The sequence below is a fragment of the Aphanothece sacrum FPU1 genome (assembly GCF_003864295.1).
Classification (GTDB): Bacteria; Cyanobacteriota; Cyanobacteriia; order Cyanobacteriales; family Microcystaceae; genus Aphanothece_B; species Aphanothece_B sacrum.
The window spans coordinates 433,400-456,397 of sequence record NZ_BDQK01000017.1 but is presented as its reverse complement, the minus strand read 5'-3'; the positions used below and the strand labels follow the sequence as shown (position 1 = coordinate 456,397).

Sequence of the window (22,998 nt, the reverse complement as noted above, 5' to 3'; positions counted from 1 at the left end):
GGGGATTCTTGCATCACAGACTCTTAGCTAGATCAAAGATTCGTTAATTGTTTGACCCCCGCCAGACCGTCTCCACAAGCATTTTCAGTAATCATTACGGACTGTCCGACCGCAATTTTTCCTCTGTATTTAATTACTTTTGCCGCCGCAGTATCACGATTTTCTTGATGTCCACAAAACTGACAATCATGCAAACGTTGATTTAACTTCTTTTTGCCCGTCATTTTATGGCATTTAGGGCATTCTTGAGAAGTTCCATTCTTGTTGACTTTTAGATAAAACTTATTTCTTTTCCAAGAGATATAAGGCAAAATTTCATTAATGAATTGTCCTATCCCTGATTCGAGAGAACGTTTACGAACAATTCCTCGACTCCAAGAATTAAAGTTAATATCTTCAACAAAAATATTGTCGGCTTTATCGCAAAGGTAATGAGCTAATTTAAACTGCCAATCACGACGAGTATTAGCTACAGATTCATATAAACGAGCTATTTTTCTTTGGAGTTTTAACCAGTTGTTAGAGCCTTTAATTTTATGTTTTAAGCGTCTTTGTAGCCATTTAAGCTTACGCATTGCCTTTAACAAAAATCGTGGGGCTTTGATTAATTCTCCTAAATTGGTAGCCATGAAACTTTCAATTCCCGCATCAATTCCTAAACTGGTTTTGCCAACTACTGGGTCTGGACATTCTTCGTATTGTTGAAAAGTAATCATCAAGTAATAACCACTAGCTTTCTTGACAATACGAGCTTGTTTTGCCTCAAAACCAGTAGGATATTCTCTTGATTGTCGAATGTTTACCCATCCAAGTTGAGGTAATTTAACTTTTCCATTAGCCAAACAATTTTTTAGCATGGCAGGAAAAACAAAACTACGCATTACCTTTTTAAATCTAGGAAACCCGTTTCCTTTTGCTTTCATGTCAGTAAAAGCTTTATCTAGTGTTTTAAGCGTTTGCTGTAACACTTGAGCATTAACAGACCTTAAACTTTCTAAGGATTGTTTGGCAATGGTTAAGGCTTTAGCTTGAACAAAATAATTCGGATAGGGAGTATCAACGCCGAATATGTACTCAGAAATAATTGAGCAAGCATTCACAGGTGATTTACGGCTTTTTAGCCAAGCTTTTCTTTCAGCTAAACCAAAATTGTAAACTCTACGACACACCACTAAGATATTTTCTATCTCTTGGGTTTGTTGACAAGTCAATTTTAATTTGAACTGGTAAGTTAGCGTAATCACAGATTGCTTCATTTTTTGGCGGTACGATTATCATTGTAGAGTTACCGCTTAAATATGTCAAGTGATTACAACAAAGGTTACAGGTCTGTATACAAACTTACCGTTCACATTGTATTTGTAACAAAATACCGTAAAAAGGCTATTTCGGCAGATATATTGAACCAATTAAAGACTATTTTTCAAGAAACACTTGATAAATGGGAATGTCAGTTGCTTGAGTTCAACGGAGAACCTGACCATGTTCATCTTTTGGTTAGCTACAAACCTGAAATATCTTTGTCTAAGTTGATTGCTAACTTAAAAACGGTTAGTAGTCGTCTTATTCGACGTGACTTTCCTTTTTTGTCTGGTAAATATTTTTACAACAAACCCTATTTTTGGACTGGGGCTTATTTTGTTTCTAGTTGTGGAGGCGTAACTGTTGAACAACTTAAAAATTATGTTGAAAATCAAAATTCCCCTAAGAAATAAGGACTCCCTACGGTCGATTTATTTCTTGGCAAAAATTCATCTCACCGTTAACCGCTTAGGCGGTCTAACCGGAGTCCTCTTTTTGCATTAAGATAGGATCGTGGCTAATTTTGAATCCCAGTAATCGCCTGGCTTCAGTTAAAAGGCAAATTGGTTTGATAGTAACATTGGCAAAGAATAATTAGTTGGGGCGGGTTTTTTACATAAATCAATGATTTTCATAAAAAAATAGATAAACCCGCCCTCCTATGTGTAATTAATTTTGTTTAAGCACTTATGCCTTTTTTTAGCCCCGATAGGTAAAGCGAACATAAGGAGACATACGCGAACGAGACTTTAGATTAAGTTTTGATTCGTTTTTGGGCTGACTTTTTTCTCCTACTTCATCAGAGGTAGATTCGGGGTTGGAGGGATAAGCTTGGTAGTCAAAACTTTGATAAGAAAATAACATGGTTTTAAAAGCTCCAAAATCTGTAAAATGTGTCGTTGGGTCGGAGAAAATAATAAGTCAGTAGGCAAAATTAATTGTGTATTTTTGATAAGTCGATCGTAAGAGTTTCACCCCTAAAGGGCTTACTTCCAACTTACCATTAATGTTGCTTATTTACTTAAACCTTTATCTTTTCGGTGAAGGCTCAAGCTCCTCTGAGAAGAAATAAGGAGAATTGAATCTAATGGACTTCCTGATTTGGGTATATTTCCCGTTTCAGTTTTTTACTTATGGGCGTATGTAGACGAAAACTTTATAAGAATTGTCTGTATTTATTGTTACAGTTGACGGGGATCAATGTCAATATCTTAGAAAAATATTTTTCAACGGATGATTTGTTCCTCAAGTGCTGGCTTATTAGGGGTCAAAGAAACTATTTAAGGCTTCAGAGTAATCCAGATTAAGATATAATTTGTTACAAAACCAATTAACAAAAATCTAATGAGTAATCCCGTTCTTCATGCCTTCTTTTTGGGTAGAGCTTTTGCCGAAGTCTTAAGCGAAAAAATCGAAGACACCCTAACTAACGCCCTGAGTGACTTAGGTAAATTTGATGCAGAGCAACGGGAACAACTGCGCCAGTTTATCGAAGAAGTACAGACCCGGGCCCAACGGGATGTGACGCAAGGAAATAGTGTCTCAACCCCAGGAGATGATGGGGCAGATTTACAAGAAACCATTGACGACTTACGAGCCGAAATTGCGCGATTAAAAGCAGAATTAAAGAATTATCGCCATCAACAAGTCTAATTACTTGATTACCTGTGTTAAATCCCTCTTTCTTCTGTTTAACAACCCCTGTCAGCAATACCCCCAAAAAACCGAGTGTCTGCCCTATCTTCCAACCCTAACTCTTCCCTGGCCAAAAGGACAACTAACCCAGTACCTAAAAGTATTAGACAATTAGAAACTGCTAAAAAGTACCGTTGGAATCAGGAAAATTATTCAATTACAGGCCGTCGTCTCGATATTTGGCGGTTTGTTCTATTATTACTTTCTCAATTTTGGCTCAATGGCAAAAAATGGAGCTATCGAGGAGGTTATACTGACCAAAAATTAGCTAATCGAAGGGTTAAACAAGCAGTTTGGATTAGAGAAAATTTACTAAATTTAGGGCCAACTTTCATTAAAGTAGGTCAACTTTTTTCTACGAGAGCAGATTTATTTCCCTCTGAATATGTAGACGAACTGTCTAAATTACAAGATGAAGTACCGGCCTTTACTTATGAGCAAGCCACTGCCATCATTGAAAAAGAATTCGGTAAACCCTTAGCCAAACTCTACCGAAGTTTTGATCCGGTTCCCATTGCGGCGGCAAGTTTAGGACAAGTTCACAAAGCTAAACTCCATACAGGGGAAGAAGTTGTGGTTAAGGTACAACGTCCGGGGTTAAAACAACTGTTTACCATCGATTTAGCCATTCTTAAGCGCATTGCCCAGTATTTTCAAAATCATCCTCGTTGGGGGAAAGGGAGAGACTGGAGTGGCATTTATGAAGAATGTTGTCGTATTCTTTGGTTAGAGACAGATTACCTCAACGAAGGACAAAATGCTGATACTTTTCGCCGCAATTTTCGCGGGGAAGACTGGGTAAGAGTACCGAGAGTTTATTGGCGATACACTTCTGCCCGTATCTTGACCTTAGAATACCTACCAGGCATTAAAATTAGTCATTATGAGGGATTAGAAGCGGCCGGTTTAGATCGCAAGCTTTTGGCGAAATTAGGGGCTAAAGCTTATTTATCTCAACTGCTCAATGACGGTTTTTTCCATGCTGATCCCCATCCAGGTAATCTGGCCGTGAGTACAGACGGGGCTTTAATCTTTTATGATTTTGGCATGATGGGCCGTATTGAAACCAATGTGCGCGAGAAGTTGATGGATACTCTATTTGGAGTTACTCAAAAAGATGCTGACCGTGTTGTCTCTTCTTTAATTGCATTGGGGGCCCTTGCACCTACGGATGATATGGGGCCAGTGCGTCGTTCTATTCAATTTATCCTCGATAATTTCATGGACAAACCTTTTGAGGAACAGTCTGTGACTCAAATTAGTGAGGATTTGTATGAAATTGCTTATGATCAGCCCTTTCGCTTCCCTGCTACCTTTACCTTTGTCATGCGGGCTTTTTCTACTTTAGAAGGAGTAGGAAAAGGATTAGATCCTGACTTTAACTTTATGGAAGTAGCACAACCGTTTGCCTTACAAATTGTGACTGATATGAATGGAACTAATGGCAATAGTATTCTCGATGAATTAGGTCGTCAGGCGGTTCAAGTCAGTAATACAGCTTTAGGACTACCTCGACGCATTGAGGATACCCTAGAAAAGTTAGAACGGGGAGATATTCGGGTTAGAGTTCGATCTACTGAATCTGAGCGTTTATTACGTCGTCTGAGTCTGATGCAAATGACAACTAACTATACCCTGGTGATCAGTGCGCTCGCTATTTGTGCTACCCTTTTATTGGTTAATGGTTATGTGAAAGTAGCTGTAGGGGTTATGATAGTAACATTAGCTCCGGCCTGGGCATTATTTCGTCTCCTCCGTCGTGTGGGACGTTTAGATAAAATGTTCTAAAATAAGAGTTATTGTTCCTTTTTGTACATTGTCACTAGCTAAATGATGAATCGTCGTTTCACGGGTCTGACTGATACTGGACTTGTGCGGTCAGTTAATCAAGATAACTTTTACACCGACCCAGAAGGGCGATTTTTCATTGTCGCTGATGGAATGGGTGGTCATGCAGGTGGAGAAGAAGCCAGCAAAATTGCCACTAAACGGATACAAGCTTATCTAGAAAAATATTGGGATTCTCAGAAGTCTTCTGACAGTCTCCTAGAAGCAGCATTATTAGAGGCTAATCAAGGAATTATCGAAGATCAAGAAAGTCACCCCGAACGGGCCGAAATGGGAACTACTGTAGTTGTGGTTATATTTCGGGAGAATCAACCTTGGCGGGCCCATGTAGGTGATTCTCGTCTCTATCGCTTACGAAATGACCAATTAGAGCAAGTAACAGAGGATCATACTTGGGTCGCACGGGCCCTGAAAAGGGGAGATATGACTCCAGAAGAGGCAAAAGTTAATCATTATCGCCACGTCCTGTTGCAGTGTTTAGGACGTAAGGAGATTAATACAGTCGAAATTTTTCCTCTAGAGGTTAATTCAGGGGATATGCTTCTGTTGTGTAGTGATGGCTTAACTGAAGAGGTTTCTGACGAACTGATTCAAGAACTATTTGAGTCGAAAAAATCCTGTGAAGAGATTGGTACACACCTAATAGAAGCCGCTAAAGAGGGGGGAGGTTCTGATAATATTACTGTGGTCATTGTCGCTCAAGATTAAACCCTGTAGACCTGAGTTCGATATAACTGAGATAGCCAAAATCTTTGTCCAGCTTGGCTTAAGAGGTTTCATTGTCGGGTTTTTTCTCCTGCTTCTAATCGAATATTCTCGATAAAGAGCCAATGAATACCGCGATCGCGGGCTTTTTATCATTAACTGAGACTAATTAGAAATAGTTGGCTTGAACTATCTTGCTTGTAAGTATTCCTGGATATAGGTTTCAGATATTTGCCTTATGTCAAACTCAGGTCATTAGCCAAAATAATAATGGAGCTTTCCGTAATATACAGTTTTGGAATTGAATGATATATAAGGTACGGGATAGGCCGCCAAGCATTTATCCCTTAGCTTGTTAAACTTACTTAATTCTACCAATACAATCATGGAATTATCAACTTTTTGGGTATATTTTGATGAAGCCAAGTTAACAGAAGAGATTCTGATTGATTCTCAGCTCTCTACAATTTCGACATGGAGTTTAGAAAAACTTAAACAGGTTTCTATCGATTATCGTCAGTTAGTCTTAAATCATTCTAATCACCTCGCTTTGTTGTGTTCAAGATTACCTGAAAGTCAGTTTAAGAGCTTGATTGCTGAAATTCTTAATGATGAACAAGGTAATGGTAAATATGAGTCATCGCACTTATATTTATGGGATAATTTCCTGAGATCTATAGGGGTTGATAATATTCCGAAAAACTCAATAAACTTTGATCCAATGATGAGTTTAATTAATCATAATTCGATTGATTTTGTTATCGGTCTTGAAGGGGTTGGTGTTGAGTGTATTTGTGCGGTTTATCTCGCTGTGTTTGAGAAATTTTTAAAGCAACATTCTTATGTTATTAAGAATGTCAATAATATTGACTGGGAGTTTTTTGATATTCATGTTAGGGGTGAAGATATTCATCACAAAGAAATGATTAGAAAAGCAGTTGGGGAACTAATAGTGGAAAATGAAATTAACTCTGATTTAGTTTTGATTGGCTACAACAAAGCTAAGGAAATTTGGAGGGAAACTTGGAATCAATGGGCTAATTTATCAGGTGAGAAAATTTTAGAAGCTATTGTATAAGCTGTTTTAGCCTCCTTTGATGAGCAATCATAAAATTATCAAGGAGGCTATAAGCTAAATTTTTAAAATATTCGCTTCTTCTTTTCAGTCTCGCTACTGCAATAATTTCTTCAAATCGAGAAACTATCCCTCTTCTGTCACTCTCCGAAAAGCCTGACAATTTATCAGTTCTGTAACTCTTACAGAGAAAGCGATCGCCAGCATTTTTGTGAATAGACATTGATGAGAATTACAAATTTGCCAAAATACCGTCACCAAACACTCCATTGCCCAATATACATTGTCTTGAGGGATTATTCATCATACGAAAAATCGGAGAGTGACAGAAAAGGGATAGTGCGGCCTGGCGGAAATAGTCCGTCAGATTTAAAAGAAGCCTTTTTGCTGATAAACTGAAACTTATTCAGCTGAGTTCGACGACTCATATTTATTCATTGGAGAAACCCGAAAAAATGAACACTCAAACCGCTATTATTACAGGTGGTGCCACTGGAATTGGTTTTGCTATTGCGGATGCCTTTCTTAACACAGACTTTAACGTTGTACTGATTGGTAGAACATCCTTAAAGTTAGAAAAGGCCGTTCAACAATTAAATCAACCTAAACGTATTCACTTTATCGTCAGTGACATTACCCAGCCTGAAGTGGCACCAGATCTGATTAATGAGACAGTAGCAAAATTTGGTCGCGTCGATGTTCTGGTTAATAACGCAGGCATTTTTTCCGTTAAACCTTTCACCGATTATAAAATAGATGAGTTAGATCAGTTTCTTGGATATGTAAGAGGGACTTTTGCCTTAACCCAGGAAACCGTTAAACAGATGAGACAGCAAAAAGAAGGGGGAGCTATTATTAATATTGGAACTATTCTGGCTATGAATGGCATTAAGGCATTTCCCTCCTCTGCACCAATTATGGCAAAGGCGGCGATTATGGCTATGTCCAAAAATCTATCTGTTGAGTTAGCCTCCGACAATATTCGTATTAATGTGGTTGCGCCTGGGGTTGTCCCCACATCTCTATACGGTGAACTCGATGAAAAAACGTTAAACTACCTCGAACAACAACAACCTCTAGGACGGTTTGGACTGCCTAAAGATATTGCGGATGCCGTGCTTTATCTGTCCCTTGCTAAATGGGTTACGGGAGTAATCTTGCCAGTCGACGGAGGAGTTGATGCGGGGGGCGATGGGACTAGTAGTCGTTGACAATAACCCAAAAATGCCCATTAAAAATTAGTATTTTAGTTATACTAAAAAAAATAACGAAACCGTTCTGTAGAGGTAGTTTCAGTGATTTTGAGACCACCTGTTACTGGGTACAATCTTCTCTGAGGCTTAACTGAAGCGTGTTTTGAGGCAGTCCGCTCCGCAGTGCCTTCGGCAGCGTACCTATGTTTTTATTATACAGCGATCGCTGGTTCTAATCAAGACCTTACATGGACACAGGTAAAATGCACTAATACCAAAAAACCTTGCTTTGCAAGGTTTTTTGGTATTTAAAGTATAAGCATACGGGTAAAGTAAAGAATGGTTGTTTTATACCCTGATTCAGTAACGCCCATTTGTTTTTTAGTTTGGACTTTCTAGTTGTGCTGTCGTAACTGTTAACTCTAAACTGCGATCGCCTCGATAAAGTTTTAGTTTGAGTTGACCGTTAATCCCCACATTTTCTACCATAGATTGCAAATCTGACCCATCTTTAACGGGTTTATTATTAACTGTTACAATCACATCTCCTCGACGAATTCCTGCTTTAGCGGCGGGGGTATTAGGCATTACTTGTACCACTAAAATTCCCTCAACTTCTGCGATCATCATGGGAGAATTAGGATTTTGATTATTTTCCTTAGCTACTTCAGGGGTTAAATTGACCATTTGTACCCCAATATAGGGATGGGCAACTTTTTGTCCACTGGCCAGGGTATTTTGCAAGGCTTTAGCCTTATTGATAGGAATAGCAAAACCAATCCCCATAGCATCGGCCCTAATAGCGGTATTAATGCCAATTACTTCCCCTTTGCTATTGAGTAGGGGCCCCCCTGAGTTACCGGGGTTAATAGCCGCATCGGTTTGAATAAAATCTAGCCTTTTATCGGGAATTCCTGCTTTAGCGGCTGATCTGCCAATAGTACTAATAATCCCTAGTGTCACAGTATTATCTAATCCTACCGGATTTCCCACCGCGATCGCCCAATCTCCTACTTGAAGTTGATCAGAATTGCCTAAAGGGGCAACGGGTAATTTAGCCCCTTGGGGGTTAATGGTAACTACTGCTAAATCCGTCACTTCATCGGTTCCTCGGACTTTTCCATTAAAGATACGTCCATCTTTGAGGGTAACGGTCACTTTATCGGCATTATCAACCACATGAGCATTGGTGAGGATAATTCCATTGCCATCTACAATAAAGCCTGATCCCTGTCCACTAATGCGCTGTTGTTGAGGTGCGCGAGAGTTAAACTGTTGACCAAAAAATTCTCGGAAAAAAGGATCATCTAATAAAGGGTCAACACGACGAGTGACAACGCTTTCGGTATCAATACGGACAACTGCGGGGCCAGTGCGACTGACGGCCGCGGCCACAAAGCTATCACTATTATTGGAAATAGGAACTTGAGCTATGGTTAAAGGAGGCTGATCTAACTTTAAAGAATCAGCTTGAGAGGATAAGACTTGAAAACCACCAAAACAGAGAATTATTCCTAGTAAAAGTGCTGTTAGGTGGCTTCTCCATTGGTTAAGCGTTTTTGGCTTCATGGTTGACTAAAACCTCAAAGGGGGTTTATTAACTTGTTGGTTGTTCTAGATAATTTATTGTTTATATGCTAACAGAAAGACTTATGTCCTCTTAGTTTTGACATCCATTGCCAAAGCTTGTGGAACAAGTTGATAGCCCATAGCGTGTAGAATCGTGCTTACATTCTCAAAGAGTGGGTTTCCCTGCTCTGACAAGGCTTTTTGTAGTCCTTTGCGGCTAATCTCTGCTGCTTCTGCTGTTGCTGTAATGCCTTTTACACGGCTAATCATACGCAATGCGGATAATAAAGCACCTGTATCATTATTTTTGGCATATTCCTCAAAAATAACCGTTAGAAAACTGTCAATTTCCTCTGGATGTTCGCGGTAGTATTCTTCTTCAACTTGGTCAAATGTTCTGTATTTACGCATTCTCTAGATGCTCCTGCCAATAAGCTTTTGCTGCTTCAATATCCTTGGTTTGACTGCTTTTGTCGCCACCACACAGCAAAAGCACAATGTTATTACCTTCTTCCCCAAAATAGACACGGTAGCCGGGACCAAAAAACATTCGCAATTCTAAAAGTCCTTCACCAATGGGTTCACAATCACCGTAATTCCCCTGCTCTAGCCGTCTTAACCGGATACTGATTCGTTTACGTCCCTGAACATCTCGTAAACTATTAAGCCAGTTGGTGAATGGCTCGTTTCCATCTGCATCTTGATAAACGATTAAAGTTTTGGGTTTTACAGGTTTATTCATACTTCTTAAAGTATATCATGTGTGTACCTCAGTGCGATAACTTAAAAATGTTACTGTTAAGTGAAAATTTATGATAATTTTTTTGAGTTTTTGTTTTAATTTAGGGGTAAGTTTAATGATATCTTTTTTAGCTTCTTTGGTAAAACGGACTTCATAAACCATCAATCAATATCTCCCAATACTTCCTCCAAGGAGTAGGTTTCATTATTGGTTATTTGTTCAAGGGATCTTTGTAAGCTTTCTCTTAATCCAGGGATTGAAAGTAATTCAATGGTTTCTTGTAAGCTTTCATAGTTTTTTTGTGAGATTAAAACAGCCGAACCATCAGTCATCTCTATTTCATAAATTTGGTTTTCTTGGGTTACTAATTTAACTAGGTTGATTAAATCTTCTTGAGCGTCCGTAATAGTTAGTTTTTCCATTTTTTTCAGTTTAGATCTCAAATGTAAATTCTATACATGATACATGAGAATATAGATAACTGTAGCAACCTTAATCCCTAACCTAATTATTCACTATCAATGATTCTTGATTTTCGTAACATTAATACTCTTTGGTCTTCTTTATTAGTAGAAACCTTATACCGTTTAGGACTGACAACGGCTATTATCTGTCCTGGTTCCCGTTCCGCACCCCTAGCAGTTGCTTTTGCTCAACATCCTAATATTGAAACTATTCCTATTTTAGATGAACGTTCGGCGGCTTTTTTTGCATTAGGAAGGGCAAAAAAAACTAAAATTCCTGTTGTTTTAGTATGTACTTCGGGAACAGCAGGAGCTAATTTTTACCCAGCAGTAATCGAAGCTCATGAAAGTCGAATTCCTTTGTTAATTCTAACAGCAGATCGTCCCCCAGAATTACGTCATTGTCATGCTGGACAAGCAATTGATCAAATTAAACTTTATGGTCATTATCCCAATTGGCAAGCAGAATTAGCCATTCCTTCCCAGGAAATTGGTATATTACGTTATCTACGACAAACCCTTGTTCAATCTTGGCGGCGATCGCTTTTTCCTACTCCTGGAGTTGTTCATCTTAATTGTCCTTTTCGAGAACCTTTAGCACCTATTTTTGACCCTAATATTACTTCTATATTTGCTGATTTTGATCTAGATAATTTTTTATCTCAAATTGATAATAATTATCTTAATTTTTCTGGTTCTTCTTCCTCAGTTTTGCCGTCTCAATGGCTATCAACTCGACGGGGTATTATTATTGCAGGAGTCGCTTATCCAGTTGATCCTAAAGGTTATTGTCAAGCGATCGCTAATTTGGCTCAATTACTTAATTTTCCTGTGTTAGCTGATGCTTTATCTCCTGTGAGAAATTTTTCATATTTGAATCCTTATTTAATTTGTACGTATGATTTAATATTACGTCATCCCCAATTAAATCAATCTTTAATTCCTGATGTGGTAATTCAAATAGGAGAATTTCCTACCAGTAAAGAATTAAGGGTTTGGTTAGAATCTCTTGAACCTGATCATTGGATTATTGATCCTACTCTTGATAATCTTGACCCCCTTCATAATAAAACTATTCATCTAACAACCTCAATAGACACTTTAACTTTACCTCCTATTACTCAAGACTTAGATCGATCTTTTTTGAAGACTTGGTTAGAATTTGAGAACAAAGTTAGACATAATCTTGAGCAAAAAATGTCAGCTATTGAATATTTATTAGAAGCAAAAATAGCTTGGTTATTACCTCAAATTTTACCTAAGAATAGTTTAATTTTTGTGTCTAATAGTATGCCAGTTAGAGATATGGATTTTTTCTGGATGCCTAATCATCTGCAAATTATTCCTTATTGTAATCGAGGTGCTAATGGTATTGATGGTACTTTATCAACAGCTTTAGGAATGGCTTATAAATCATCCCATAATGTTATGTTAACAGGTGATTTATCCCTACTTCATGATACTAATGGATTCTTAATCAATAAAAACTTTAAGGGACATTTAACTATTATTTTAATTAATAATAATGGGGGTGGTATCTTTGAAATATTACCTATATCTCAGTTTCGCTCTTCTTTTGAGGATTTTTTTGCCACTCCACAAAATATTGATTTTTCTCAACTTTGCCAGACCTATAACATTTCCCATCAATTGATTGATAATTGGTCACAATTCACAGAATTATTAAATCCTTTACCTTCTACGGGTATTCGGGTTTTAGAAGTGCAAACTAATCGCCAAAAAGATGCTCTTTGGTTGAAAGATAATTTAGTTGAATTTGCTAATTTTGCAGGACTTACGCAAAAACGGGTTTTTTAAATCATGGTTCTAATATACTGCTTTACTGACTTTGAAGCAGATCAATTTATGGGGTTGATTTTTTTTTGCTTACATTGTAAAATGTGAATATCATAATGGAAATATTACTGTTTGTTGATAAACGCAAAGATTCCCATTGTGAAGCCTATATAACTAAAAAATATACACTATATACGACGGCTTTGTCAACCCGCATTCTTTCGTTCACTATTGCTAAAAATTTTCAAGTATTTTTAAGTTTTTTGTATTCTATGATACATTTATCTGAAGCTTAATAAAAATTTACGGTAATTTTCATAACAAAAATAACACATTAAATATTCTGGTATAATTATGCTTAAGATATCAACTTTATAACGTCATTTTTGATTATTTTAGCTCATGAAACTTCACTATTTATTACTACCATTAGGAATTATAGCAATCGCTTGGTTCGCGATAGGAATTTATCAAGCCAATAGTGCGCCCCTTCCCGTAGGTTTTCCGGCCCCAACTGCCCCTGATAAAATAGAAGTAAAGGAATATCCTGCTTATCGTGCTGCGACTTATAGCTATTCTGGCAACTTATCTGATGCGGCTAATCAGGCTTTTTCACCCTTATATCAACATATTAGCTCGAATAACATTTCTATGACTGCTCCTGTAGAAACTCGTTATCCGGTTGGCACCATAGAAGGTAAGGAGAAAACTGGGGAAGCCACCGTTTCTTTTCTCTACCGTAACACGGATATTTACCCCAAGGAAATCGCCTCTAATATTACGATTGAAGATATTCCCCGTCAGACAGTGGTAAGCTTGGGACTGGTTGGCGGTTATTCCTATGAAACCTATGTAGAGGGTTTAGAAAAACTCAGAAACTGGCTATCAGAAAACCCATCTTATAAAATGGTCGGAAACCCTCGCCGTTTGTTCTATGATGGCCCGTATAAACCTGATATGGCAAAACGTAGCGAAATCCAAATTCCTATCAGTAAAAAAGATTAATATTTATTCTTTGAAGTTAACTTTTTGGTTCTACAGAACCTAGTAAAACTATTAGAAATTATAGGCTTAAACCCGCTCTGGGTTTAGCTATAAAGACAAAACCCGCCTACGCGGGTTTAATTGAGCCTCCCGAAGGGAGGCTTCGTTCATATAGTATCAGACATAAGGTCTGTGGTGTAGACATTGATTTAACTTTTTTTATTACCAAGGAAGACGACTACCATCCCAAGAAAAAAAAGAGCCACTATCTTCACCTGTTAAATTATCGATTACATTGAGAAGTTGGTTGACTGTTAGATCTACGGTAAATAATTTATCCTCTGGCACATTTTGTTGAAATGGTTTTGACAGATTTGTGTCAGTTGTGCCTGGATGCAAACTAACAACAATTGTCTGGGGACAAAGACGTTTATATTCAATCGAAACTGTTCTTATCAACATATTAAGAGCAGCTTTCGAGGCACGATAACCATACCATCCTCCCAGATTATTATCGCCAATACTTCCTAGTTTAGCACTTAAAAAAGCTAAAATACTCTTATTTGAATGGCGAAATAACGGTAACAAATGCTTGGCTAATAAGACAGACCCAATGCTGTTGATTTTAAAATAATATAGCAAATTTTCTGAAGAAATTTGTCTAAGGCTTTTTTCTGGTTGTAAGGAACCTTCATGGAGAATTCCCACACAGTTAATAACTAGATGAAGTTGAGATGTTTTCTGGTGAATATAACTTGAGAGATTAGAGATTTGTTCTTCATTAGTGATATCTAATTGCCGACAGTGAAGTTGTTGCGGATATTCCGTTTTCAGAGAAAATAACTCAGTGGCTAAATTTCTCTGACGGTACGTTGCATAAATATTTATGTTAGGTTTCTGTAGAAGGGCTTTAACAAATCCTAAACCAATTCCTCTGGATGAACCAATAATTAGGGCGTTAGTCGGGTTAATGGGGTTATTCATCTGAAAAACATTTCAAAAGGATAAATGCTCTTTTTCTGATTCCTGTTAATTTGAGAGAGGCATCTTTGAGACTAAGTTGTACTTTGAGATCTAGTTGTATTTTAAAACCTGCCACTATTTTTCAGAAATTAAGCTAAGACGCATTTAAACTGTATATGGGCAGATTAGGAAACAAACCGTCAAACTATCACTCCCCACCGAAGGTGCGCGTAGCGACCACTCCATCAGTCGAATAGGACTAATTTAGATGGGTGACAGCTTATTGTTTTTAATTTTTTGCTTCCCTTAGTTTAAATGATATCTCTTTTATTTACAAGTCTCTAATAATTAATTAAACCAGACTAGGCCACTTAATATTAATACAATCAACCCCAAAGCAAACCAAATAAAATAATTATCCCTAGTATCAATCTGACTTAAATCTTCCGTAGTTAAATAAGATTTTTCGGGAAGTTTAGCAGTAGGATTAGAGGTAATATATTTAGGTTTTGCGGCTTCTTTAGTATCAATAGTTGGAATTTTTGTCATCCATTCTTCAGGGCGTTTTAGTTGAGGTGCTTTAAGAATATAAAGAATGCGCTGACTTTGTTTACGAATATCAACATGAGGATGAACGGTTAAGTTTTGACACAAATTAATAGCATCTTCTAAACGTCCGACTGCTTGATAAGCTGTGACTAAAATCATTTGAACATCTCCCCCTAAACGAGAGTTGGGGTTAACTAATTGTGTTGCTTCTTCCAGGGATTGTACACTGAGACGATATTGTCCTTTTTCTAACAATTGCCTTCCGATGTCATATTTAAGTTTAAATTCTTTTGTTTGGGCATCCATTTTACTAATTTATTTTCTCCTATTAGCAATTATGTTTAACAATATATTATGCCATAAAGACGGATAAAAATCATGTCTCTTAAACAAATTATCGAGAGGAACAAATGGGTTCAGATAATGCTTGAGAAACAGCTTGTAAAATTCTGGGATGTCTGACCATTAGTTCATGATTTAACACAGGAAGTTTAATCTGTTTTCCTAGATTAAGTTTAGAACTATGAGCAGGGAGAATCATCAGATCATAAGGAGTCCAGATAATAGTAACATTAATTCCTCCTAAAGTATCTTGTATGTCATGATTTAACTGCTGTAAAAATTGACTATTGGGACGCATTTGTCTAATACCTGGACGAGATAAAGCATAGGCAGTCAAGGTTCCTTTATTGGGGGCAGAAATACTAATATAACGATGAACTTGTTTTACTCCTCCAAGACGTTGTAAATAATATCGGGTAATTAATCCTCCCATACTAAATCCAATTAAATCAAAAGGTTGTTTATTAGCAAAAGTATGAGTAATATAATTAGCCACTTGTTCAGCTAAATTTTCGAGATGACCATCTCCATCATTGGGTTTAAGATTAAAACAGTAAACCGACCAACCTAACTGAGTTAAATAGTTAGTCATTGTATTAAATTTAGCGGTAGTATTATAAATTCCGTGTACTAAAACAACAGGATTACGTTGACTTATCATGGTTATTAATTCTTAAAATTAACAGAGATTTCAATTTTCTTATCTGGGTTTAATCCTAAATACTGTCCATAGATTGTTGTTCCTGGTTTAATAGGAATTACAGGAGTAATACTGCCTAAAGATAATAAGTCTCCTTTTTTTAAAGATTTTCCTTGACTGTGTAATTTATCTTTGATCCAGAGAACAACTTTAAGAGGATCTCCAAGTAGATTTTTACTATGTCCTTGGGCTAATTCTTGTCCTGATTGATCGACAATAATAACTTGTATATTATTTAATTTATTTTGCCATTTTTCCGTTGATTGTAGAAGAATAGGTGTTCCGACGATTCCTAATCTTGCACCTACATTAACTGCCACTAACATTGCACCATTTAACTCTAAGTCTTTAGTATAAACTAAATCAGGTAATTCTAAGAAAGGGATAATAGCATCAAGATTTTTGAGAATTTCTTGAGGAGTTTTAGCTTGATTAATGCCTTCACTTTTAACCCTGACAATTAAATCTCCTTCTAATCTGGGTATGGCAGCAAAATTAGGAGGTAATGTTACACCTGATGGGAGAATCATCTGTTTAAGTATTCTTCCTAAAACTGGTTGAGATACTTTAAACTTTTCCTGGATTTTTTGATTGGTTAACCCCGCTTTATAACCGATAAGTTGACCTTGAGATGGGATTAATAATTTAACTAACTTTTTCTGTATGGTTTCAGCTTGCTTTAAACTTAAGTCATTGGGAAAAGTTAAAACTGGTTGTTTTTTAAGATAATGCTCAAATAGAGTTTGAGCTAAACTTTCTGTTTCAGGGTTAGTCAAAGTCGGCAATGAACTATCGCCATTAAAACTTAGTCCTTTATTTTTTAGACCTATTCGGTTATTATATTTATATCTTGTCAAAAAAAATGACTCAGTTTTCTTAACTTCTTTAGTCTGTTCTGGTGTAAAAATTGGGTTGAGTAATAGCAAAAAGAAAACAGATAAAAATTTTATTTTATTCATAATTCAGATAATTTTTTTTCATACATAGCAAAACCAGCAAAACCAAGGTTATTTAAGCAGGCTGAAGCCTGGAGCTATATTAACGAAGCCTGCCTACGCAGGCTCAAATATTAATAATAATTCGTCGGATATCCCGCGCAGGTGGGCTTTGTTCCTATAGCCTAACCCTAAAGGGTTAGGGCATTTAAAAGAATGAAATAGCTCAGGGAAAACACAGAACATAGAGACTATCCAAGATGATAAAATTATAGTCATAATTATAATCAATTGAATCATTAATCCAATGCCCATGAACAAAAAAAGTTTATCTTTAACCCCAAGTCGAGTATGGATAATTCTAGGACTAATTTGGTTAGCAAGTAATCTTTGTGATCGCATCTGGTTAATGTTAGATCATTCTATGCCTGCTTGGGATCAAAGCAATCATCTTAATAAATCTTTACAATATGTTTATGAGTTAGAGTCGCCCCAATTTTTAAACGGTGAATGGTGGCGTAATTTTTGGAAATTATCATCAAAATATCCTCCTTTAACTTATATTATTGCTGCTATTTTTCAGAAAATATTTGGGGTAGGTAACGATCAAGCATTACTAACAAATTTACTTTACAGTGCTATTTTAATTTTATCGGTTTATACCCTAGGAAAAATCCTTTTTAGTCCCCAAGTTGGGTTATGGGGAGCAACCTTATCAATTTTAATCCCTCGTCTCTATCAAACTCGTTTACAATTTGTTATTGATAATACTTTACTAACCTTAACTATTGCTTGTTTTTGTTGTTTAACCCTTTGGAAAATCCAGAAATATAAAGAAAAACAATGGTTATGGACAGTAATTTTTGGCTTAGTGTGGGGACTAGCATTACTGACTAAGCAAAGTGTAATGTTTTTCTTGTTAACTCCTTTATTATGGTTAGGATTAACCTATCTATGGCAAGGAAAATGGGAAAGAATTTTACAATTAATCACCAGTTTTATTGTTTCTAGTTTAATTTGGTTTCCTTGGTATAGAACTAATTGGATTTACTTATTTAGTACTGTACAAAATTCTAATGCTATTCCTGCTTCTTATGAAGGTGATCCACCTTTAAATACCTTAGCAGCTTGGACTTATTATTGGCAAGATTTACCTTTAGCAATGGGTTGGATATTATTAATTGTTCCTCTGGTTGGGTTACTATTACACTTATTACGAAGATTTCCAGGTATTAATGAGGATGTGGACAGTAAAAAAGCCATATCCGGGATTAAATGGTTAGGAGTTTATTTTCTTGGATCATACTTAATTTGTTCGGCTATCTTTAATAAAGATACTCGTTATATTATGTCTTATTTACCAATATTAGCTATATTTTTAGGCTATTGTTTAACCCTATGGAGAGGTAAATATAAACCTGTTAGATGGGTAACATTGGGAGTAGCAATCTGGGTCATGGTTACTAATTTATTTCCCATTTCTTTCAATGATAATTTAACCTTATCCTTAAGTCCTGGAGTATTATTTCGTCCCTATATGGGGCCAGAAATTCCTAATACAGAACTCATGGAAACTGTCAGAAAAACAACACCCTATCAACTGGCTAATTTAGGGGTTATAGCTAATACTGATTCAATTAATCATAATACGCTCAATTATTATGGTCAATTAGCTAATTTTCAGATTTATGGACGAGAATTAGGAAATAAAGCCGAAGATATTCAACAAGATCAACAATATTTTGACTGGTTTGTCACCAAAACTGGAGATAATGGCTTTGCTAGAGATACTCAATTAGCTTTAGCTAAAAAATTAGAAAATGATCCCAATTTTAAGGTTATAAAAGCTTGGGAATTACCTGATAAAAGTACATTAAAACTTTATCAACGTAAAACTCCATCAGTTCGGGTTGAATCTTTATCTAAACCTATAGATCAAATTAAATTAGATCAGGTTATTATTCCCCAGAAAGCCATCCCAGGTTTACCAGTTGCTGTAACTTATGAATGGTCAGGCAATTTATCAGAATTAAACTCAGGTATAGTCTTATTAGATTGGCAATTAATGGGGGACAAAACTAAAACCAATTTTTGGATACATGATCATGGGTTTGGACAAGGAATGTTATATCATAAGTCTGGTGATGATAAGGGGGTAAAACTTATTGAAACAATGAGTATGATACCCCCTAAAAATATGTTACCTGGTCAATACGAATTAAAGGCAACCTATCTAAATCGTCAAACTCAAAAAACCTATCCTATTAACATTCCTAAGATTACTCTAACTCTTGATCCTAATGCTTATCCTATTGTTGCACCTCCCCTAGATTTAAACAGTCAATTAAGAGGACTTTCCTTAAATTTAGGGCAAGGAATAGACGGGTTAGGCAAAATTTTTGATGAAATTGATCGGATAAATCAATATGATCCAATTCAAGACTATTTAAAACAAACACAAGAAGCATTAACTTATCGTTTAACTCACCAATCTACTCAATATCAATTAGACTGGACATATGGGGTGGTATTATCTTATATATTACAAGAGAATCCTCAAGGGGCGATCGCTGCTTTAAAAGAACTCATCAAACTTGATCCTAATAACCCTTATCATCACGGTTATCTAGGGTTTGTTTATCTTTATGATTGGCAACCAAAAGCCGCAGAAATTGCAATAAAATCAGCCTTAAAACTTAAATCAAATATTAAAGAATTCCAATATTTAGACGGAATTTCTGCTATAATGCAAGGTAATTTTATTAAAGGTTGGCGTGTCTTGTCCCCTTTACTTTAACTGACCAAATTAAATGATAATTAAAACTGAGCAAAAAAACATTAACTTATTTTATTCTAGGGAATGATATTCAAAATAAATTAAGTGGTCAGGGTCTAAATTATTGAGGTCTAAGATGTATATAAGGTAAATATTAAAAGACCCCTGAGTTACAGGGGCCTTTTTGTCAGCAAAATAAAGTAGTGTAGATGAATGTCTAACTTCTAAACTATGAAATAATCAATTTCTGAGGTAAGCTATTACACATTTAAATTGGTATAAGTCCTATTTCTTAAAATTCGTCTAAATCAACGGAAGATGATCGACTAATTACATCAGGTAAAGAATGCTTTAACCGATAGACCCAAATTAATCCCCAAACACCTAACCCCATCATAATTAAACTAATTACTTGTGCGATTCTTAACGGCCCTAACATTAAGCTATCAGTCCTTAATCCTTCTATCCAAAATCTGCCGAAACTATAAGCCACTAAATACACTAATGCTAAAGTTCCCACTTTGATTTTTTTAGCAGATCTTAATCCGGCAAAAAATAAAACTAACAGTAAGCCAAAAACTAAGAAATTCCAAATAGATTCATAAAGAAATGTCGGATGAAAATATTCATAGTTGAGATAGGTAACGGGACGATTACTAATGGGAATATACAGTTTCCATGGTAAATTAGTCGGTGAACCAAAGGCTTCAGAATTAAAAAAGTTTCCCCATCTGCCAATAGTTTGTCCTAAAGCTACTGAGGGAACTACTAAATCCGCTAATTGCCAAACAGAGGTTTTATGAATACGGGCAAAAATAATGGTCGCTAATGTTCCTCCCAGAATAGCCCCATGAATGGCAATTCCTCCTTTCCAAATCGCAATAATATCTCCGGGACGTTGGGCGTATTCTTGCCATTCAAAAATTACATAATAAAGTCTAGCGCAAGGAATAGCCGCAATGACTAACCAAATCACTAAATCCCCAATTAAATCAGGATTAACATGACGATATTTAGCCAACCATTGTGATAAAGTGACCCCAATTAAAACCGCCGAGGCAATTAAAAATCCATACCAACGGATGACAATTGGCCCAAGTTCAAATAAGATCGGGCTAGGAGATTGAAACTGAAAAGCTAATAACATAAGCGATTACTAATGAGTGATTAATTATTAACTGATAATTATTTATTGTCACGGGTTCTTTCTACTTTAACGGTTTTCTTCAAGTACAAGTTCCCTCACCTACCTATTGATTCTAGAGATAAGTAGGTAGACAAAATTAATTACATAAAATTTGTAGGGGCGGGTTTTTTACATAAATCCATGATTATTACCAAAAAACCAGATAAACCCGCCCCTACTACCTTTGTTACTTAAGCATTACGACTATATCAAAACCCGCGCCGGAGGCTGTGCAATTAATTTTGCGTAGGTACTTACTGCCGTCAAGTCAATTCATCAACTGACTCTAGAGGTAATGCTAATCATTAAACCTCAAACCTATAAATTATAATTATACTTCACTTCAGAAATTGGCATTTTACAAATACCTAAAATCAAGTCATGATAGGTGACATAGAGATTCATTCATAACCATTTAATTTACAGGAGGCAGCAGCATATGGTTGCACTCAATGTTCGTTCTCAGGATTTTAATGTATCCAGTCGTTTAACAATACAAAATAGAGAAATTGCCGAAAAAACGACAGTAATTCGTTCTTTAGACTGGGATAGAGATCGGTTTGATATTGAATTTGATTTAACAAATGGAACTACTTATAATTCTTTCTTAATTCAAGGAGAAAAAACGGCTTTAGTTGATACTTCTCATCAAAAATTTGAATCTTTGTATTTAGAAGCATTAACCAATTTAATTGATTTTTCTACCCTCGATTATCTGATTATTAGTCATACTGAACCAGATCACAGTGGGTTAGTCAAAAATGTGCTAAGTTTAGCCCCTCAAGTCACTATTGTTGGCTCAAAGGTTGCCATCCAATTTCTAGAAAATATGGTACATCAATCCTTTAATTCCTTAATTGTTAAAAGTGGTGAAACCTTAGATTTAGGCAATGGACATGAGTTAGAATTCGTGTCTGCCCCTAATTTGCATTGGCCAGATACCATTTTTACTTATGATAAAAAAACTCATATTCTTTACACTTGTGATGTGTTTGGAATGCACTACTGTGATGACTATCTTTATGACGAAGAACCGGATTTACTCACAGAAGATTTTCAGTATTATTATGATTGTTTAATGGGGCCAAATGCTCGTTCTGTATTAGCTGCCCTCAAACGCATTCAAAACTTAGATATCCAAACCGTTGCTACTGGTCATGGCCCCCTACTTCACCATCATATTCCTCAATGGCTCAATTCTTATCAACAATGGAGTCAGGAACAAGCCAAAACTGATAATCTAGTAGTAGTATTCTATAGTGAAGATTATGGCTATAGTGAGCAAATTGGGCGTGATATTGCCCAAGGACTCCTTAAAACAGGAGTAACGGTCGATTTAGTTAATCTTAGTGAGACTGATCCCCATGAAGCGCGAGAATTTGTCCATGAGGCTAAGGGTTTAGTCATCGGAATGCCTTCTCAACATAATGCTATCGCTCAAACTGCCCTGAGTACCATTTTAGCCGCAGTTCATGGCAAACAAGCCATCGGTTTATTTGAGTCTGGTGGGGGAGAAGATGAACCTATTTACCCCCTACGCAATAAATTTCAAGAAATTGGCTTAACTGAAGCTTTTTCCCCCATTTTAATCAAAAATGCGCCTACAGCCACCACCGAGAAGCTGGCAGAGGAAGCAGGAACCGATTTAGGACAGTGGTTAACCCGCGATCGCACTATTAAACAGATGAAATCCATTGATTCTAGTTTAGAAAAGGCTTTAGGGCGCATTAGTGGCGGTTTATATTTAATTACTGTCCAAAAAGGCGAAGTTTCGGGGGCTATGTTAGCTTCTTGGGTAACACAAGCGAGTTTAGAACCCTTGGGAGTGGCGATCGCGGTGGCTAAAGATCGGGCCATTGAATCTTTAATGCAGGTAGATAATACTTTTGTTCTAAATATCTTAGAAGAAGGGAATTATCAGGGGTTAATGAAACATTTTCTCAAAAGGTTTCCCCCTGGTGGCGATCGCTTTGCTGGCATTAAAACCCATCAATCTCGCAATGGTTCGCCTATTTTAGCCGATGCTTTAGCTTATTTGGAATGTACCGTCACCAGTCGCCTGGAAGCTAGTGATCACTGGATTATTTATAGCACAGTGCAAACAGGACGTTTATCTAAAGTAGAGGGAGTGACTGCTGTACATCATCGTAAGGTGGGAAATCATTACTAAGTA

At 36.5% G+C, this 22,998-nt stretch carries 20 protein-coding genes and 1 pseudogene; 10 read left to right on the top strand and 11 right to left on the bottom strand.

Annotated features, from left to right (window positions below; all coding sequences use genetic code 11):
* Positions 1-32 precede the first annotated feature (32 nt).
* Complete coding sequence (locus tag AsFPU1_RS22140) at positions 33-1,244, bottom strand: RNA-guided endonuclease InsQ/TnpB family protein (RefSeq protein WP_124970148.1); 1,212 nt, start codon at positions 1,242-1,244, stop codon at positions 33-35.
* A 66-nt stretch (positions 1,245-1,310) separates the two neighbouring features.
* On the opposite strand from AsFPU1_RS22140, the pseudogene tnpA reads away from it, so the two are divergent.
* Positions 1,311-1,715, top strand: a pseudogene (gene tnpA, locus AsFPU1_RS22135) (IS200/IS605 family transposase); the annotation flags it as partial.
* A 286-nt stretch (positions 1,716-2,001) separates the two neighbouring features.
* On the opposite strand, the gene AsFPU1_RS22840 reads toward tnpA, so the two are convergent.
* Positions 2,002-2,166: a hypothetical protein gene (locus AsFPU1_RS22840; protein WP_172957584.1), complete on the bottom strand. Its 165-nt coding sequence runs from the start codon at positions 2,164-2,166 to the stop codon at positions 2,002-2,004.
* Positions 2,167-2,646: 480 nt separating this feature from the next.
* Between AsFPU1_RS22840 and AsFPU1_RS22130 the strand changes: the two genes are divergently transcribed.
* From AsFPU1_RS22130 to AsFPU1_RS22105, 5 genes are all read left to right on the top strand, one after another.
* A complete protein-coding gene (locus tag AsFPU1_RS22130; RefSeq protein WP_124978076.1) occupies positions 2,647-2,955 on the top strand; it encodes a DUF6825 family protein in 309 nt (102 codons plus the stop codon).
* Between the two features lie 144 nt (positions 2,956-3,099).
* The gene (locus AsFPU1_RS22125) at positions 3,100-4,785 is read left to right on the top strand and encodes an ABC1 kinase family protein (protein ID WP_227873653.1); all 1,686 of its coding nucleotides are present in this window, start codon (positions 3,100-3,102) and stop codon (positions 4,783-4,785) included.
* Positions 4,786-4,827: 42 nt separating this feature from the next.
* On the top strand, positions 4,828-5,553 hold the full coding sequence (locus AsFPU1_RS22120) for a Stp1/IreP family PP2C-type Ser/Thr phosphatase (RefSeq protein ID WP_124978080.1): 726 nt from the start codon (positions 4,828-4,830) through the stop codon (positions 5,551-5,553).
* A gap of 382 nt (positions 5,554-5,935) precedes the next feature.
* Positions 5,936-6,628: an iron-containing redox enzyme family protein gene (locus tag AsFPU1_RS22115; RefSeq protein ID WP_124978082.1), complete on the top strand. Its 693-nt coding sequence runs from the start codon at positions 5,936-5,938 to the stop codon at positions 6,626-6,628.
* A gap of 452 nt (positions 6,629-7,080) precedes the next feature.
* A complete protein-coding gene (locus AsFPU1_RS22105) occupies positions 7,081-7,836 on the top strand; it encodes an SDR family NAD(P)-dependent oxidoreductase (protein WP_124978087.1) in 756 nt (251 codons plus the stop codon).
* A 363-nt stretch (positions 7,837-8,199) separates the two neighbouring features.
* On the opposite strand, the gene AsFPU1_RS22100 is transcribed toward AsFPU1_RS22105, so the two are convergent.
* The 4 genes from AsFPU1_RS22100 to AsFPU1_RS22085 form a co-directional block, all read right to left on the bottom strand.
* The gene (locus AsFPU1_RS22100) at positions 8,200-9,387 is read right to left on the bottom strand and encodes an HhoA/HhoB/HtrA family serine endopeptidase (protein ID WP_124978089.1); all 1,188 of its coding nucleotides are present in this window, start codon (positions 9,385-9,387) and stop codon (positions 8,200-8,202) included.
* 81 nt (positions 9,388-9,468) lie between these two features.
* Entirely contained in the window at positions 9,469-9,798 is a 330-nt protein-coding gene (locus AsFPU1_RS22095) for an addiction module antidote protein (protein WP_124978091.1), read from the bottom strand.
* Complete coding sequence (locus tag AsFPU1_RS22090) at positions 9,791-10,129, bottom strand: type II toxin-antitoxin system RelE/ParE family toxin (RefSeq protein WP_124978093.1); 339 nt, start codon at positions 10,127-10,129, stop codon at positions 9,791-9,793. The genes AsFPU1_RS22095 and AsFPU1_RS22090 overlap by 8 nt, the downstream gene beginning before the upstream one ends.
* A gap of 161 nt (positions 10,130-10,290) precedes the next feature.
* The gene (locus AsFPU1_RS22085) at positions 10,291-10,551 is read right to left on the bottom strand and encodes a type II toxin-antitoxin system Phd/YefM family antitoxin (RefSeq protein ID WP_124978095.1); all 261 of its coding nucleotides are present in this window, start codon (positions 10,549-10,551) and stop codon (positions 10,291-10,293) included.
* Positions 10,552-10,650: 99 nt separating this feature from the next.
* Between AsFPU1_RS22085 and menD the strand changes: the two genes are divergently transcribed.
* Both menD and AsFPU1_RS22075 read left to right on the top strand, forming a co-directional pair.
* Entirely contained in the window at positions 10,651-12,411 is a 1,761-nt protein-coding gene (gene menD / locus AsFPU1_RS22080; RefSeq protein ID WP_124978097.1) for a 2-succinyl-5-enolpyruvyl-6-hydroxy-3-cyclohexene-1-carboxylic-acid synthase, read from the top strand.
* A gap of 381 nt (positions 12,412-12,792) precedes the next feature.
* The gene (locus AsFPU1_RS22075; protein ID WP_124978099.1) at positions 12,793-13,395 is read left to right on the top strand and encodes a heme-binding protein; all 603 of its coding nucleotides are present in this window, start codon (positions 12,793-12,795) and stop codon (positions 13,393-13,395) included.
* Between the two features lie 201 nt (positions 13,396-13,596).
* Here AsFPU1_RS22075 and AsFPU1_RS22070 read toward each other — a convergent pair whose 3' ends face one another.
* The 4 genes from AsFPU1_RS22070 to AsFPU1_RS22055 all read right to left on the bottom strand — a co-directional run bounded on the left by AsFPU1_RS22070 (position 13,597) and on the right by AsFPU1_RS22055 (position 16,887).
* The gene (locus tag AsFPU1_RS22070; RefSeq protein ID WP_124978102.1) at positions 13,597-14,358 is read right to left on the bottom strand and encodes an SDR family NAD(P)-dependent oxidoreductase; all 762 of its coding nucleotides are present in this window, start codon (positions 14,356-14,358) and stop codon (positions 13,597-13,599) included.
* 327 nt (positions 14,359-14,685) lie between these two features.
* Positions 14,686-15,192: a tetratricopeptide repeat protein gene (locus AsFPU1_RS22065; protein WP_124978104.1), complete on the bottom strand. Its 507-nt coding sequence runs from the start codon at positions 15,190-15,192 to the stop codon at positions 14,686-14,688.
* Between the two features lie 88 nt (positions 15,193-15,280).
* On the bottom strand, positions 15,281-15,889 hold the full coding sequence (locus tag AsFPU1_RS22060) for an esterase/lipase family protein (RefSeq protein WP_124978106.1): 609 nt from the start codon (positions 15,887-15,889) through the stop codon (positions 15,281-15,283).
* Positions 15,890-15,894: 5 nt separating this feature from the next.
* Positions 15,895-16,887, bottom strand: coding sequence for a 2-keto-4-pentenoate hydratase (locus tag AsFPU1_RS22055; protein ID WP_125061191.1), 993 nt, complete (start codon positions 16,885-16,887; stop codon positions 15,895-15,897).
* Between the two features lie 283 nt (positions 16,888-17,170).
* On the opposite strand from AsFPU1_RS22055, the gene AsFPU1_RS22050 reads away from it, so the two are divergent.
* Positions 17,171-19,660, top strand: a complete 2,490-nt coding sequence (locus AsFPU1_RS22050) for a phospholipid carrier-dependent glycosyltransferase (protein ID WP_227873616.1) — start codon at positions 17,171-17,173, stop codon at positions 19,658-19,660.
* Positions 19,661-19,931: 271 nt separating this feature from the next.
* Here AsFPU1_RS22050 and lgt read toward each other — a convergent pair whose 3' ends face one another.
* Complete coding sequence (gene lgt / locus AsFPU1_RS22045) at positions 19,932-20,786, bottom strand: prolipoprotein diacylglyceryl transferase (protein WP_124976210.1); 855 nt, start codon at positions 20,784-20,786, stop codon at positions 19,932-19,934.
* 478 nt (positions 20,787-21,264) lie between these two features.
* Here lgt and AsFPU1_RS22040 point away from each other — a divergent pair, with 478 nt between their 5' ends.
* On the top strand, positions 21,265-22,995 hold the full coding sequence (locus AsFPU1_RS22040) for a diflavin flavoprotein (RefSeq protein ID WP_124976212.1): 1,731 nt from the start codon (positions 21,265-21,267) through the stop codon (positions 22,993-22,995).
* The last annotated feature ends 3 nt before the right edge of the window (positions 22,996-22,998 follow it).